Origin of the sequence: Burkholderia sp. AU33803, assembly GCF_002223095.1 — a bacterium.
Lineage (GTDB): Bacteria > Pseudomonadota > Gammaproteobacteria > Burkholderiales > Burkholderiaceae > Burkholderia.
Genome location: NZ_NKFJ01000007.1, coordinates 175924 through 189796, shown reverse-complemented (window position 1 = coordinate 189796; position 13873 = coordinate 175924). Strand labels below are relative to the sequence as shown.

General features: G+C 68.2%; 17 protein-coding genes. 11 read left to right on the top strand and 6 right to left on the bottom strand.

Annotated features, from left to right (window positions below; genetic code table 11):
- Nucleotides 1-50: 50 nt before the first annotated feature.
- Entirely contained in the window at nt 51-947 is an 897-nt protein-coding gene (locus tag CFB41_RS30495) for a LysR substrate-binding domain-containing protein (protein WP_089459294.1), read from the bottom strand.
- Between the two features lie 161 nt (nt 948-1108).
- Between CFB41_RS30495 and CFB41_RS30490 the strand changes: the two genes are divergently transcribed.
- The 7 genes from CFB41_RS30490 to CFB41_RS30460 all read left to right on the top strand — a co-directional run bounded on the left by CFB41_RS30490 (nt 1109) and on the right by CFB41_RS30460 (nt 6352).
- Entirely contained in the window at nt 1109-1960 is an 852-nt protein-coding gene (locus CFB41_RS30490) for an ABC transporter permease (protein ID WP_089459159.1), read from the top strand.
- A 7-nt stretch (nt 1961-1967) separates the two neighbouring features.
- The gene (locus tag CFB41_RS30485) at nt 1968-3011 is read left to right on the top strand and encodes an ABC transporter ATP-binding protein (RefSeq protein WP_089459158.1); all 1044 of its coding nucleotides are present in this window, start codon (nt 1968-1970) and stop codon (nt 3009-3011) included.
- Nucleotides 3012-3037: 26 nt separating this feature from the next.
- The gene (locus tag CFB41_RS30480; protein WP_089459157.1) at nt 3038-4126 is read left to right on the top strand and encodes an extracellular solute-binding protein; all 1089 of its coding nucleotides are present in this window, start codon (nt 3038-3040) and stop codon (nt 4124-4126) included.
- 10 nt (nt 4127-4136) lie between these two features.
- Entirely contained in the window at nt 4137-4970 is an 834-nt protein-coding gene (locus CFB41_RS30475; RefSeq protein ID WP_089441446.1) for an ABC transporter permease, read from the top strand.
- Entirely contained in the window at nt 4963-5496 is a 534-nt protein-coding gene (locus tag CFB41_RS30470; protein ID WP_089459156.1) for a TIGR00725 family protein, read from the top strand. The genes CFB41_RS30475 and CFB41_RS30470 overlap by 8 nt, the downstream gene beginning before the upstream one ends.
- A 122-nt stretch (nt 5497-5618) precedes the next feature.
- Nucleotides 5619-5813 (top strand): YqaE/Pmp3 family membrane protein, encoded by a 195-nt coding sequence (locus tag CFB41_RS30465; RefSeq protein ID WP_089459155.1) that lies wholly within the window; start codon nt 5619-5621, stop codon nt 5811-5813.
- A 254-nt stretch (nt 5814-6067) separates the two neighbouring features.
- A complete protein-coding gene (locus CFB41_RS30460) occupies nt 6068-6352 on the top strand; it encodes a helix-turn-helix domain-containing protein (protein WP_089459154.1) in 285 nt (94 codons plus the stop codon).
- A 64-nt stretch (nt 6353-6416) separates the two neighbouring features.
- On the opposite strand, the gene CFB41_RS30455 is transcribed toward CFB41_RS30460, so the two are convergent.
- Nucleotides 6417-7322: a LysR substrate-binding domain-containing protein gene (locus CFB41_RS30455; RefSeq protein ID WP_241026123.1), complete on the bottom strand. Its 906-nt coding sequence runs from the start codon at nt 7320-7322 to the stop codon at nt 6417-6419.
- A 167-nt stretch (nt 7323-7489) separates the two neighbouring features.
- On the opposite strand from CFB41_RS30455, the gene CFB41_RS30450 reads away from it, so the two are divergent.
- On the top strand, nt 7490-8134 hold the full coding sequence (locus tag CFB41_RS30450; RefSeq protein WP_256941296.1) for a hypothetical protein: 645 nt from the start codon (nt 7490-7492) through the stop codon (nt 8132-8134).
- Between the two features lie 179 nt (nt 8135-8313).
- On the opposite strand, the gene CFB41_RS30445 is transcribed toward CFB41_RS30450, so the two are convergent.
- Genes CFB41_RS30445 through CFB41_RS30435 form a run of 3 tightly spaced genes read right to left on the bottom strand, consistent with a single transcriptional unit; the run spans nt 8314 to nt 10914 of the window.
- Nucleotides 8314-8493, bottom strand: coding sequence for a hypothetical protein (locus CFB41_RS30445; protein WP_089441452.1), 180 nt, complete (start codon nt 8491-8493; stop codon nt 8314-8316).
- Nucleotides 8465-9472 (bottom strand): cytochrome d ubiquinol oxidase subunit II, encoded by a 1008-nt coding sequence (gene cydB, locus CFB41_RS30440; RefSeq protein ID WP_039364378.1) that lies wholly within the window; start codon nt 9470-9472, stop codon nt 8465-8467. Before cydB ends, CFB41_RS30445 begins: the two co-directional genes overlap by 29 nt.
- A gap of 29 nt (nt 9473-9501) precedes the next feature.
- Nucleotides 9502-10914 carry a cytochrome ubiquinol oxidase subunit I gene (locus CFB41_RS30435; RefSeq protein ID WP_089448586.1) on the bottom strand — a complete coding sequence of 471 codons (1413 nt, stop codon included), beginning with the start codon at nt 10912-10914 and terminating at the stop codon, nt 9502-9504.
- Between the two features lie 501 nt (nt 10915-11415).
- Between CFB41_RS30435 and CFB41_RS30430 the strand changes: the two genes are divergently transcribed.
- The 3 genes from CFB41_RS30430 to ltaE all read left to right on the top strand — a co-directional run bounded on the left by CFB41_RS30430 (nt 11416) and on the right by ltaE (nt 13487).
- A complete protein-coding gene (locus CFB41_RS30430) occupies nt 11416-11742 on the top strand; it encodes a hypothetical protein (RefSeq protein WP_089459293.1) in 327 nt (108 codons plus the stop codon).
- Between the two features lie 13 nt (nt 11743-11755).
- Nucleotides 11756-12307 (top strand): YMGG-like glycine zipper-containing protein, encoded by a 552-nt coding sequence (locus CFB41_RS30425; protein ID WP_089459151.1) that lies wholly within the window; start codon nt 11756-11758, stop codon nt 12305-12307.
- A gap of 166 nt (nt 12308-12473) precedes the next feature.
- Nucleotides 12474-13487 (top strand): low-specificity L-threonine aldolase, encoded by a 1014-nt coding sequence (gene ltaE / locus CFB41_RS30420; RefSeq protein ID WP_089441456.1) that lies wholly within the window; start codon nt 12474-12476, stop codon nt 13485-13487.
- 112 nt (nt 13488-13599) lie between these two features.
- Here ltaE and CFB41_RS30415 read toward each other — a convergent pair whose 3' ends face one another.
- On the bottom strand, nt 13600-13812 hold the full coding sequence (locus CFB41_RS30415; RefSeq protein WP_089441457.1) for a DUF1059 domain-containing protein: 213 nt from the start codon (nt 13810-13812) through the stop codon (nt 13600-13602).
- Nucleotides 13813-13873: the final 61 nt, after the last annotated feature.

Below are 13873 nucleotides of genomic sequence, written 5' to 3'. Positions count from 1 at the left end.
GCGGGGCGCGCGGCCAAGCGCGTCCTGTCGTCTGACGAATGCGGGCCGGCTTACGCCGGCGCGCATTCGTCCAGCATCCATTCCCTGAAGTGCCGCAATGCTTCGCTCGTCTCGAGGCGTTCCGGCGCATAGCACAGGTAGTGCCCCTGCGCGTCGACCTCGACGGGCGCATCGAACGGTTCGACGAGCGTGCCGGCCGCGAGATTGTCCGCGATCAGGAAACGCGGCACGAGCGCGAGCCCGAGTCCCGCCTGCGCGGCCTGGATCAGCACCGAATACTGTTCGAAGCGCGGCCCGGCGAGCGCGTTCATCTGCGTCGCGCGATGGCGTTCCGCCCACGCAGACCACGCGATTTCCGCCTGCTCGTGCACGAGGCGCGGCGCCGGCGCGGCGTCGGCCGGCGTGCGCAATGCGTGCCGCTCGCCGAATTCGCGCGTACAGACCGGCACGAAGGTTCGTCCGTCCAGGTAATCGCTTCGCACCCCTTCCCATGCCCCGTCGCCGTAGCGGATCGCCGCGTCGAGCCCGAACGGAAAGATGTCGCCGTGCGCGAGATGGCGGCGAAAGCTCAGCGTGACGCCCGGCGCGACGGCCAGGAAGCGCGAGAGGCGCGGCACGAACCACTTGGTCGTAAACGTCGGCACGCTGGCGATCGTCAGCAGGTCGCCGTTTTCGCGCGCGCTCAGCAGTTCGATCGACGCGTTGCCGATCTCGCGCAGCGGGCCGGCGACGCGCGCGTGGTACACCTGTCCGGCACGCGTGAGCACGAGGCTGCGCCCCTCGCGCACGAACAGCTTCACGCCGAACAGCGCCTCGAGATTCGCGATCTGCCGGCTGACCGCGCTGGGCGTCAGGCCCAGTTCGCGGGCCGCGTACGAGAAATTCAGATACTTCGCAGAACAGGTGAATGCGTGCAGTTCCGAGACGTTCGGATACAGGTGCTTCATCGCGACTATTCCTTCGGCGCACAGATCGATGCGGGCTTTGTACGTTTTTTTCATGACGATGCCATGTCGACTCTGCACACTGCGGCCATCCATAAAACGCGTGACAGCCCCGCCCGGCGGGCGTTGCGCGGTGTCTTCGTCTCTTGTCCGCGAGTGTTTTCATGCCTGCGTCTACCGCCCCGGCCCTGGCCGATGGTGTTCCGATTTCGCGTAACAGGCCGGTGCGTCCGCGTGTCGGACGTCTCTTGCTGCACGCGCTCGTCGCGGTGTTCGGGCTCTACCTGTTGCTGCCGATCGTGCTGCTGCTGATCGGCTCGGTAGGCCAGTCGTGGACCAACACGCTGCTGCCGACCGGCTTCACCTGGCACTGGTTCGCCGATCTCGCCGGAAATCGCAGCTTCACCCGCGCATTCGGCGTGAGCCTGACGGTGGCGCTGGCGTGCTGTGCGCTGAACGCCGCGGTCGGCCTGCCGCTCGCATATGCGCTGCATCACCGTGCGCAGGCCGGGCGCGGCATGGCGACCCGCGTCGTGATGCTGATGCCGGTGGCCGTGCCCGCGCTGACGCTCGGCTTCGGCTATATCGCGATCTTCAGCGGCGACACGCTGCCGTGGCTCGGCACGCTGCCGCTGATGATCGCGGCCCACGCGGTGCTGACGCTGCCGTACCTGCTGCAGACGCTGCTCAGCGATCTGCGCCACCTCGGGCTCGCGCGCCTCGAGGCCTGTGCGGCGACGCTCGGTGCGACGCCGCTGCGCCAGTTCGTCACGATCGTGCTGCCGAACCTGCGGCACAGCCTGTTTTCGGGGCTCGTGATGGTGGCCGCGCTGTCGATCGGCGAATTCCAGATCTCGAACCTGATCGCGGGCTTTCGCTATCGCAACTATCCGATCGTGCTGCTGCAGGCGTTCTACGGCGCGTCGGGGATGGCGTGCGCGGCGACCGTCGTGCTGCTCGTCCTCGCCGTGCTCGCGACGCTCGTATCGGTCGGCACCGTGCAACGTATGAAGTGAGTCCGTCATGAGTCTCGAGTTCGAACACGTCAGTTTCCAGTATCCCGGCGCGCGGCATGGCGTCGACGACGTCACGCTGTCCGCCGCGCAAGGCGAGCTGCTCGCGGTGATGGGGCGCAGCGGCTCCGGCAAGTCCACGCTGCTGCGGCTCGCGGCCGGCCTGCTCGACGGCGGCAGCGGCCGCATCGCGATCGGCGGCGCCGACATGGCCGGCGTGCCGGTGTGGCGGCGCGAGGTCGGCATGGTGTTCCAGCACTACGCGCTGTTCCCGAACCTGTCGGTGGCCGACAACGTCGCGTACGGGCTGAAAATGCGCGGCGTCACGGCCGATGCGCGGCGGCAGCGCGCGCATGACATGCTCGAGCGCGTCGGCCTCGCGGCGCATGCGGAACGCGGCATCGCGATGCTGTCCGGCGGGCAGCAGCAGCGTGTCGCGCTCGCGCGTGCGCTCGTGATCGAGCCGAAGCTGCTGCTGCTCGACGAGCCGCTGGCCGCGCTCGATGCCGGCATCCGCCATCAGTTGCGCGACGAGATTCGCGCGCTGCAGCGCGCGTGCGGCGCGACGACGCTGCTCGTCACGCACGACCAGGACGAGGCGCTGAGCATGGCCGACCGCGTCGCGATCGTCGACGGCGGGCGCGTGCTGCAGGTCGGCGCGCCGCGCGACCTGTACGAGCGGCCTGTGTCCGCGCGGGTCGCGCGCTTCGTCGGGCATTCGACGCTGCTGCGCGGCCGCGTGACCGCGCCCGACACGGTCGACGTGCGGTTCGCGACGCTGCGCGTCGAGACCGGCGGGCACCGGCCGGGCGCCGAGGTCGAGGTGCTGGTGCGGCCCGAGCACGTGGAGGCCGATCCGCCGGCGCACGGCGTGAACCGCATCGACGGCGCGCCGGGCGACGTGCGCTACTTCGGCGCGATGCAACGCTACGACTTCATTCCCGCCGGCTCGGCCGACCCGCTGCTGTGCGAAGGCCGCGTGCCGGCCACCCGGCGGATCGCGATCGACCCGCGCCATCTGCTCGTGCTGCCGGCCGCGCCGGACGCGCAATGACCCCTTTCATTCAACGGAGATCCCCGATGCCTGCAGGCCACCCTCTTGTGAAAACCCTACGCGCCGGCGTGCTGGCGCTCTGCGCGTTCGCGGCGCTGGCCGCCGTGCCGGCGCACGCCGCGCCGCTGTATTCGGGCGAGGACGCGCTGTATGCGAAGGCCGCCGACGAAGGGCTCGTCGTGTCGTTCGACACGGGCCCCGAATGGGCCAACTGGAAGGCGCTGTTCGCCGAGTTCCGCAAGCGCTATCCGAAGGTCGAGATCACCTACAACGACATCGGCTCGGCCGCGACCGTGGTGTCGCTCGACAAGTCGCGCCGCCGTCCGCAGGCCGATACCGCGTACTACTTCGCCGCGTCGGCGCTCGACGCCGAAAGCAAGGATGTCGTCGCGCCGTTCAGGCCGGTCAACTTCGACAAGCTGCCGGACGTGTTTCGCTCGGCGGACGGTCGCTGGTTCGCGGTGCACTCGCTGAACATCGCGTTCCTCGTCAACCGCAAGCTCGTGAAGAACGTGCCGCAGCGCTGGTCCGACCTGCTGAAGCCGGAGTATCGCAACGCGGTCGTCTATCTCGACCCGCGTTCGACCGGGCAAGGGCAGGTCGCCGTGTTCGCGGCCGCGTATGCGAACGGCGGTAGCGTCGAGAACCCGAAACCCGGCACGGAATTCTTCGGCAAGCTGAAGCGTGCGGGCAACGTGCTGCGCGTCGAAGGCACGACGCCTTACGCAAAGTTCGTGAAGGGCGAGATTCCGATCCTGATCGGCTACGAGAACGACGGCCTGAAGGCGAAGTACGTCGACGGCATGGGTGACGCAGCCGACGTCGTGATTCCGCAGGACGGCAGCGTATCGGCGCCGTATGCGATGAGCCTCGTGAAGAACGGCCCGAACCCGTCCGCCGCGCAGCTGTGGCTGAACCTGGTGATGAGCGACGTCGGGCAGGCGCTGTTCGCGCAGGGCTTCGTGCGGCCGGCCGTGCCCGGCACGCCGGTCGCGCCGGATGTCGCGGCGAAGCTGCCGAAGGCGCCGCAGGTGCGTCCGCTCGACGTGGCGAAGGCGGCCGCGCGCAAGGCCGAGGTCGACCAGCTCTGGTCGCAGGCGACGCTCGGCCAGTAAGGGGCACGCGATGCAGACCTCCCTGGCGGAACGCGGCGCGCTGCGCCGCTTCGGCGCGGTGCCGGCGGCGGTATTGCTGGCGGTGTGCTTCGCGCTGCCGCTCGCCGCGCTCGTCGGCTCGGCCTTCACGGATGGCGGCCGTGCGTTCGGTGCGGTGCTGCGCGATCCGCTCGTCGCCGATGCGATCGCACATTCGCTGGCGCTGGCGGTGGGCGCCGGCACGCTGTCGGTCGGCATCGGCGTGCCGGTCGCATTCGCGCTGGCGGGGCAGTCGCCCGCCCGCCGCCACTGGACGCTCGCGCTGCTCGGCGTGCCGCTCGCGTTCTCCGGGCTGGTGATCGCGTACGGCTTCATCCTCGCGTTCGGCCGCGCCGGCTTCGTCACCACGCTCGCGGCGTCGCTGGGCGCTGACCCGACCGTGCTCGGCGGCGCGATCTACACGATGCCGGGGCTGGCGGTCGCGTATGCGTACTACCTGATCCCGCGGGTCGCGCTGATGATCTACCCGGCGCTCGCGAATCTCGACCGGCGGCCGCTCGAGGCGGCACTGACGCTCGGCGCGCGCCCGTGGCGTGCGTGGCTCGACGTCGCGTGGCGCGAACTGTGGCCGTCGGTCGCGTCCGCGTGGTGCCTCGTCACGGCGATCGCGCTCGGCACCTACGGCACGGCGCTCGCGCTGGCCGGCACGCAGATCAACATCCTGCCGCTGCTGATGTATCTGAAGCTGTCGGACGGGCAAACCGATTTCTCGCAGGCGGCCGTGCTGTCGATCGTGCTGACGGCGATCTGCACCTGCGTTCTTGCATTAGGGGAAGGCCTTGTACGGCAACGACGTCATGGATGAGTGGTCGGAAGCGGCGTCCGACGCGCTGGCGCAACTCGCGCAACGGCAGCGCGGCACGCGGCGGCACCGCATGCCGGTCGGCGTGATCGGTCCGCGCGAGGCGACCGACGAACAGATGCGGGTCGCGCAGCGGATCGCGCATGCACTCGCGGCGGCGGGTGTCGCCATCGTCGGCGGCGGCAAGCAGGGCGTGATGGAGGCGGCCGCGCGCGGCGTGCATGCGGCCGGCGGGTGCGCGATCGGGCTGCTGCCGGAGGACGATGCGACGCTCGCGAATCCCTACCTGAGCGTCGCGCTGCCGACCGGGCTCGGCATCACGCGCAACGCACTGGTCGCGCGGGCATCGCTGTGCCTGATCGCGGTCGGCGGCGGGCTCGGCACGCTGTCCGAGATCGCGCTCGGGTTGCAGTGGGGCAAGCCGGTGTTCGCGATTTGCGACGCGCCGCGCGTGGCGGGCGCCGAATGCTTCGACGAAGCGGATCCGCTCGTGGCGCGGGTCGCGCGGTGGCTGGCCGATTCGGCGTAGGCCGATGGGATGAGGTTGAGGCTTCTCGTCCGGGGATCGTCGGCAGCGGACTTGAAATGGCCCGGGCAACTCGCCATATTGGCGGTGCACGAACCTTCAACGACGCCTCGAAAGGAGTCCAGATGCGCCTTTTGCTTGCCCTGCTGCTGCCGTGGTTCCAGTTCTTCACGATCGGCCGCCCGATCGCCGGGATCATCTGCCTGATCCTCCAACTCACGATCGTCGGCTGGCTGCCGGCCGCGATCTGGTCGGTGTATGCGCTGAGCCAGTACAAGACCGATCGGAAGATCGAGGCGGCGTTGCGCGAGCGGCGATAGGTCGTTGAACGAGAATCCGAGCGCTTTCAGCACTGCCTGAAGTAACGGCAAGGATTCATGTTTCGGCAGAAATCTACATAAGTTGTATGTGCTATTCGTTGCAATTTGTATAGATTTCCACCGAAATGACGGTATTTCCAATAATTGACGACTTCTGATTTCAAGCTGGAGCACGATGTCCATGCCTTTCTGAAGCCGGGGCTCGAGCGGCTGGCGCGTGAGCGGGATGCGTTGCGCTAGGCACGGGTGACGCAATGGACAAACGCTATAACGCGCTGCCGCTTCCCGAACAGCTTTCGCTCCGACGACAAGCGATCGAAGACGTGCTCGCGCATCCCGAGTGGTCGTTGCGCGAATCGGTACGTCATCTGAAGAAAGCGATGCGGCTGACCAGCGCGGAAATGGCCAAGCTCGCCGGTGTGTCGACGAAGACGATTCAGGATATCGAGCAAGGCCGCAGCGACGGGACGGTACAGACGATGAACCGCATCTTCGGCATGCTGGGATTGAAGCTCGGTGTGGTGCGACAGAACGCCTAGGTGGACGTGACGGTGCAGCCGCCTTGGGCTGCTTCATCGGTTCCTGCTTTCTACCCCTCGCCGGCTATCCCGGCGGCGCCCCCTCCAGCGCCTCCGCCCGCGCAAACAGCCAGTCGACGAACGTGCGCAGCGACGGATCGTCGTCGTCGCGATACAGGCAATGAAACGGCGGCGCTTCCAGGTGGACTTCCGGAAACAGCGCGACGAGCCGCCCTTGCTCGATGTCGTCGCGCACCACCGCGCGCGGTGCGAGGCACACGCCGAGCCCGCTTGCCGCAGCCTTGATCATCAGGAAGAACTCGCGATAGAACGGCCCGCGCAGCGTCTCGGTGACGACCGAGCCCGCCTGATGGAACCAGTATTGCCACGCCTGCGGCAAACCCGCGTAATGCAGCAGCGGCGCGTTGCGCAGGTCGGCCGGCGTGCGTGCCTGGTCGAGCACCGGGTGGCCGGGCGCGCACACCGGCACCGCGACGGTCGCGAGCAGCGGCCGCGACACGAACCCCTTGCGGCGCAGCTCCGGCGTATAGCGGCGCACCACGATGTCGCAGGTTTCGTCGAACTGGTCGCGCTCGTTGTCGGGCGTCGTGACGAGTTGCACGTCGATGTCCGGATGGTCGGCCTGGAACGCAGCCAGTTGCGTCAGCAACCATCCGTGCGCGAACGAGACGGACGTGTTGATCCGCACCGGATGGCCGCCGCCGGGTTCGAACATCTGCCCCGTGGCCTGAGCGAGCCGGCCGAGGCAGCTCGCGACGTCGACGAGGTAATGCCGCGCGCGCGGCGTGAGCCGTAACGAGCGTCCGTCGCGCTCGAACAGCTTCTGCCCGAAGAACGATTCGAGCACGCGGATCTGCTGCGCGACCGCGCTCTGGGTCACGTTCAGCTCATCGGCGGCAAGGGTCAGGCTCTGCAGGCGGCCGGCAGCTTCGAAGCTGCGCAGCGCGTTCAGGGGCGGCAATCGGCGCATCGTGAGATCGCGAAGAAAAGCTACACAGTGGGTCAAAAAATGTCGTTTGTGGCGGTCGGGGCGCGTCCCTATGATGGCGCCGACAGGAGAACACCGCGATGACGATCATAGCGCCACCCGATTGCCGATCAACCGGAATTCGCCGCCGACTTCGCGCCCGGCGCGCGATGCGTCGCGAGGCAGCGGTGCCGCCGGCGCGCGGCCGCGGCGCGCTGGCGCTCGCCTGTGCCGGGCTGCTCGCGCTACTGGCCGGATGTGCGTCGAAGCCGGAAAACGAACGCCAGATCGGCAGCGGGGGATCGCTGGTGCGCTACAGCTCGAGCCAGACCGAAGTCGACCTGTCCGAAAGCGAGCAGCAGACGCTGCGCATGATGACCGATCGCCGCTATGCCGGTGCGACGCAGGGGCGCGCACTCGACGCGGTGGCCGGCGTGCTGCGCGCGCAGGGTTATGCGCCGGTGACGGTCGATCGCGATTCGGGGCTGGTGGAAGCGGGGCGCAGCGATACGCTGATCCCGAAGTGGCGTCAGCTGTTGCGCGGTGCGCTGAAGGCCCGCATCGGGATGCTGCCGGTGAAGCCCGATCATGAACGCGTGGCCGCGATCGTGACGGTTCGGGAGGGGCGTGACGCGCATGTCGCAAACGCGCACGTCGCAAACGCGCATGTCGCGATCGTGCGGGCACGATTCGATCGCACGGTGTGGGACAGCGCCGGAGATTCGCGGACCAAGACCGTAATGGAGCCCGAGTACTACCAGGCGTTCTTCACGGAAGTGGACAAGGCGATGTGCGCGACGAAGTGCGAGCGGTGAGCGGCACGCACGTGCCGGCGCCGGGGGCGTGAAGGAGGAACGGGGAACGGAAGGCGCGCTGCCGCCGCTTGGAGAATGGGTGCCGATGTCGGTGCGGCGCCCGGTGCATCCAGCCGAAGCGCGAGCCGTCGGCGAGAAAACGGCTGCCGGATCGTCGCCCGACCCGGCAGCCGCTTCGTCTACTTCACCGCAAACAGCGTCAGGTTCATGAAGATCTTGAACGCATAGCCGAGCGTGACGGCGCCGAGCACGCCGCCCGCCCACAGGACGACGAACCACATCCAGCCGCGCATGCGCGGCTTCGGCGCAGCGGGCTGGCCATCGGCGGAATCAGTGGTGGTAGTAATGCTGGTCTTCATGGCGCACCTTGCCTCGGAATACCCAGTAACCCATCGTCGTGTAGGCGATGATGATCGGGAGGATAACCGCTGCGCCGACCAGCGTGAAGGTCTGGCTGGAACGCGGCGCCGCGGCTTCCCAGATCGTCATCGTCTGGGGAATCGCATACGGGAACAGCGTGACGAGCAGGCCGACGTAGCCGAGCAGCACGAGCGCCAGCGCGAGCACGAACGGCGTCATGTCGTGCCGGGCGCGCACCGCGCGGCGCATCCACACCGCGCAGCCGGCGACCAGGAACGGCACCGGCAGCAGGCGCCAGAACAGCCCCGAGTCGAACCAGCGCTGCGCGATGGCCGGATCCTGCAGCGGCGTCCAGAGGCTGACGACCGCGATGAAGCCGAGCAGCACGACCGTCAGCGGCCACACGACGCGATGCAGGCGCCGCTGCAGGTCGCCTTCCGTCTTCGCGACGAGCCAGCAGCAGCCGAGCAGCGCATAGGTCACGATCAGGCCGAGGCCGGTCAGCAGGCTGAACGGCGTGAGCCAGTCGAACGCATCGCCCGCGAACACGCCGTCCTTCACGTTGATGCCTTGAAGGAACGCGCCGAGCGCAATGCCCTGGAAGAACGTCGCGCCGGCCGAGCCGCCGATGAACGCGAGATCCCACAGCTGCTTCGTGCGCCGCGCCTTCGCGCGGATCTCGAACGACACGCCGCGGAAGATCAGGCACACCAGCATGAAGATCAGCGGCAGGTACAGCGCCGACAGCACGGTCGAATAGACGACCGGAAACACCGCGAACAGCCCGGCGCCGCCGAGCACGAGCCACGTCTCGTTGCCGTCCCACACGGGTGCGACGGTGTTCATCATCAGGTCGCGTTCCTTCTCGTCCGGGAAGAACGGGAAGACGATGCCGATGCCGAGGTCGAAGCCGTCGAGCACGACGTACATGAAGAGCCCCAATGCGATGATCGCGGCCCAGATTACGGTGACGTCCATAGGTTTTCTCGTATGCGAAAAGAGTGGGCTCAGACGGTCTCGAGCGGCTCGTCGACGGCCGACATCGGGCGGCGCGCGGTGTGGTCGGGGCGCGTGTCGGGCGTGTCGTCGTGCTTCACGTCGGGCAGCGCTGGGCCCGCCTTCATCAGCTTCAGCATGTAGTACACGCCGGTGCCGAACACGAGGAAGTACACGATCACGAACGTCATCATCGACAGGCTGACCTGCTGCACCGACAGCGGCGATACCGCATGCGCGGTACGCATCACGCCATACACGACCCACGGCTGGCGGCCCGCTTCGGTCGTCACCCAGCCCGCGAGCAGCGACACGAAGCCGGTCGGGCCCATCACGAGCGCGAAGCGCTGGAACCACTTCGATTCATACAGGCGGCCGCGGCGGCGCAGGAACCACGCGAGCGCGGCGAGGCCGATCATCGCGAAGCCGAGGCCGACCATGATCCGGAAGCTCCAGAACACGACCGTCGAATTCGGGCGGTCTTCCGGCGGGAATTCCTTCAGGCCGCGGATCTCGCCGTCCCAGCTGTGCGTGAGGATCAGGCTGCCGAGGTGCGGCACCTTCACCGCGTAGCGGGTCGTTTCCGCCTGCATGTCAGGGATGCCGAACAGGTTGAGCGCGGTACCGCCCTTTTCCGTTTCCCACAGCCCTTCGATCGCGGCGATCTTCGCCGGCTGGTGCTTCAGCGTGTTGATGCCGTGCTGGTCGCCGATCACGGCCTGCAGCGGCGCGAGTACCAGCAGCAGCCACAGCGCCATCGAGAACATCTTCTTAACGCCCTTGTCGCGGCGGCCCTTCAGCAGGTGCCACGCGCCGGTCGCGGCCACGACCAGCGCGGCGACGATGAACGCGGCGATCGCCATGTGGAACAGGCGGTACGGGAACGACGGATTGAAGATGATCGCGAACCAGTCGGTCGGCACGACGCGGCCGTCGACGATCTCGAAGCCCTGCGGCGTCTGCATCCAGCTGTTCGACGCGAGGATCCAGAACGTCGAGATCAGCGTGCCGATCGCGACCATCAGCGTCGCGCCGAAGTGCGCGCGCGGGCTCACGCGGTTCCAGCCGAACAGCATGATGCCGAGGAAGCCGGCCTCGAGGAAGAACGCGGTCATGACCTCGTACATCAGCAGCGGCCCGGTGACGGCGCCCGCGAAGCTCGAGAAGCCCGACCAGTTCGTGCCGAACTGGTAGCTCATCACGACGCCGGAGACGACGCCCATCCCGAACGCGACCGCGAAGATCTTCGACCAGAACAGGCAGAGGGTTTTGTAGTACTGCTTGCCGGTTTTCAGCCAGCGATATTCGAGCACGGCGATGAAGCTGGCGAGACCAATGCTCAGCGCCGGAAAGACGATGTGAAAGGAGACGGTGAACGCGAATTGCAGGCGGGCCAGATCGAGGGCCGAAAGAGCGGTGTCCATACCAGTTGACCGAGGCTGACGATACCCGCCGGCGGGTGCCGGCGGACCCCGGCAGACGGGCGTCGGGGTTGGCTGGAGTATGGGCCGCGATGTTGCACCGCGAAATGCGCCAACTCGTCGCAGATGTCCAGCCCGTCGCGCGCATTTCCGGGGTAAATCGTTGATTCGTATCAAGAAGGCTGCTTGTGATGCGCGCGGCCGCGGCGTGGCGGTCTGACGCACGTGCGGCAATATGGCGCGTCGCGTCATCGGAACGGTTGGGCGCGGGCGCCAACGTTGGGTGACACCGCGCGTCACGGCGACCGCGCGCAGCCGTTCCGTTTCAGTGCGTTATCGCGTAACGCACGCGGTCGTGCCGGCGGGCCGCGGCCGATGGCGGCTGTCACATGGGTAACGCCGCGCAACATTGGCGCGCCGGCCCGTAATGGATGACGGATCGCGCGCGGCGTAGCGTTCGGGATGTGGGTTCGCATCGACGAACCGCCAGCCGGAGAACGTGACGTGAATGGATTGAAGCTCGCACTGGGCGCGGTGGCCGCAGCGGCGATCGCGACGGGCGGCGTCGCGCATGCCGCCCGGGTCGGGGTCTATATCGGCCCCGGCTACCCGTATTACTACCCCGTCGTCCCCGCGCCTTACTACTACCCGCCGCCCGTCGTCGCCGTGCCCGTCGATCCGGGGCCGCCGCCCGAGTACGTCGAGAAGGGGCAACCGCAGGACGAAGGCGACGCGAACCTCTGGTACTACTGCGACGCGTCGAAGCATTACTACCCGTATGTGAAGACCTGCAAGTCGGGCTGGCGATCGGTGCCGGCGCGGCCGCAGTGACGGAGGCGCGACGATGAAATCCGTATTTCGACCGCGGCGCGTGCCGGTCGCGCTGGCGCTGGCCGGCCTGCTCGGCGCGTGCGCATACATGCCGACCGGGCCGAGCCTGATGGCGCTGCCGGGCACCGGCAAGTCGTTCGACCAGTTCCGCGCCGACGATGCGAACTGCCGCCAATACGCGTTCGAGCAAGCGGGCGGCGTGAGCGCCGGGCAGGCGTCGACCGCGAGCGCGGTCGGCAGCGCGGCCGTCGGCACCGCACTGGGTGCGGCGGCCGGCGCGGCGTTCAACGGCGGCACGGGTGCGGCTGTCGGCGCGGGCGCGGGGCTGCTCGCGGGCAGCGTGGTCGGCGCCGGTGCGGCGCAAGGCTCGGCCTACGATATCCAGCGCCGCTACGACTATGGCTACCTGCAATGCATGTACGCGACCGGCAACCGCGTGCCGGTGCCGGGCGGGATGAGCGGCGGCGGCGGTGGCGGGTATGGCGGGGGCGGATATGGGGGCGCACCGCGCGCGGCGCCGCCGATGCCGCCGGCGGGCGTTCAACCGCCGCCGCCGCGCTACTGACGGCGGCCCGGACGGCGTCGTACGGCATCGCGCGCACGTGCGCCGGTGAGCCCTGCGCGCATCGACCGTCGATACGCACGCGCTGCATGAATTGCGTACACTCTGAGTCTCGTTTCGGCAGGGCCGGACGCATCGGTTCCGGTCCGCGTTTACCCAGGACTCAGCGATGATCGATTTACGCAGCGATACCGTGACACGTCCGAGCCAGGCAATGCTGGCCGCGATGACTGCCGCCGAAACCGGCGACGACGTATGGGGTGACGACCCGACCGTGCTGCGCCTGCAGGCGGTGACGGCCGAGCGGGCCGGCAAGGAGGCCGGCCTGTTCTTTCCGAGCGGCACGCAGAGCAACCTGGCCGCGCTGATGGCCCATTGCGAGCGCGGCGACGAGTACATCGTCGGCCAGCTCGCGCACACCTACAAGTACGAAGGCGGCGGCGCGGCCGTGCTGGGCAGCATCCAGCCGCAGCCGATCGAGAACGCGCCGGACGGCACGCTGCCGCTCGCGAAGATCGCCGCGGCGATCAAGCCGCTCGACAATCACTTCGCCCGCACGCGCCTGCTCGCGCTCGAAAACACGATCGGCGGCCAGGTTTTGCCGGAAGGCTATGTGCAGGAAGCCACCACGTTCGCGCGCAGCCGCGGGTTGTCGCTGCACCTCGACGGCGCGCGCGTATGCAACGCGGCCGTCGCGTCGGGCCGTTCGATCGCCGAGCTGGGCGCGCCGTTCGACAGCGTGTCGATCTGCTTTTCGAAAGGGCTCGGCGCGCCGGTCGGCTCGGTGCTGGTCGGCAACCGTGCGCTGATCGAGCGCGCGCAGCGCTGGCGCAAGGTGCTCGGCGGCGGGATGCGGCAGTCGGGCATTCTCGCGGCGGCCTGCCTGTATGCGCTCGACCACAATGTCGAGCGGCTCGCGGACGATCACGCGAATGCCGCGCATCTCGCCGAAGGCCTCGCCCGCATCGACACCGTGAAGGTGCTGTCGCACGCGACGAACATGGTGTTCGCGCAATTCCCCGAAGCCGATTGCGCGCCGCTCGAGGCGTGGCTCAAGGAACGCGGGATCCTCACGCAGATGCTGTACGCGTCGCGCTTCGTCACGCACTGCGACGTGTCGCGTGCGGACATCGATACGTTCATCGACGCGGTCGGTGCGTATTTCGCGCAACGCCGCGCATAAGCTGGAATACGCCGGCCGGCGGGGACGCCGGCCGATGTGGCGCGAAGCAGGGGGCGGAGAGGCGACGGGGCGATGGGGCAACCCGTCTGTCGATATCGGGCGAGCCGGCGGATCATGCTTGCCGGGGTGCATCGGCGGGCGGTGTGCCGTCGTGGAACAGCGCTTGCAGTTGCGTGCGCAGTTCGGCGCTGTCGGTGTGCTGGTGAACCTGGACCGCATGTTGCACGGCGGCCTCCAGCAGTTCGTTGTCGGAGTCGGCAGAAATCGCGACCGAGCAATTCATCGTGCTGGGAAACTCGCGGCAATCGATGTAGCGGCGAGACATGACGTTCTCCTTGCGGGAAAGGGCGCGGCCGGATAGGCGTGATCGGCCGCGCGGCGCGTTC